Annotated in this window: 1 protein-coding gene; it reads left to right on the top strand. The window is 57.3% G+C overall.

Annotation, left to right across the window (positions count from 1 at the left end):
• Nucleotides 1-301 precede the first annotated feature (301 nt).
• Nucleotides 302-689, top strand: a 388-nt coding sequence (locus tag D8U18_RS15535; RefSeq protein ID WP_277752475.1) for a thiamine pyrophosphate-binding protein, incomplete at its 3' end; no start/stop codon positions are given.

Genomic DNA, 689 nt, shown 5'->3' on the forward strand with positions numbered 1-689 from the left:
GACGACTTGACTTGCAGAGGGCGAAACAGAAGAATCCAAAGTCCGCTGTAGAGGGACTGCCAGAAGCAGACCCACTCGGCAGATCATGAGGCGCACATCCGCGCCGACCTGTTACACCCGCAACGCGTTACCTCGCGCTGGGTGGGAGAAGCCCGCAACACTTGGGACGATCCCAATACTTGCTCAGTCAGTGCTGACGTAGTCGGCGACCACCGTCGCTCATGCTCTGCCGAGAAGTAAACCTATTAAGACCCGTCCCTTTTTCATGGGTCGGTATTCTGGCGTTTTAGAGGTGAACAACGTGGAGCTTTTATCTGGCGGTGAGATGCTCGTCCGCTTTTTGCGTGACGAAGGCGTCAAATATATCTACGGGTACCCGGGTGGTGCTCTTCTTCATGTCTACGATGCCCTGTTCAAAGAACCGGAAGTGACCCACATCCTGGTTCGTCATGAGCAGGCTGCGACCCATATGGCTGACGGCTATGCCCGTGCCACCGGTAAAGCCGGCGTGGTACTGGTGACCTCCGGCCCGGGCGCTACAAACGCCATCACCGGTATTGCCACGGCCTACATGGACTCGATTCCCATGGTGGTCATTTCCGGCCAGGTGCCTAGCACCATGGTCGGCACCGATGCGTTCCAGGAAACCGACATGATCGGTATCTCCCGGCCGATCGTGAAGCACAGCT

Source organism: Pseudomonas sp. Sample_10, from assembly GCF_004321495.1.
GTDB lineage: Bacteria > Pseudomonadota > Gammaproteobacteria > Pseudomonadales > Pseudomonadaceae > Aquipseudomonas.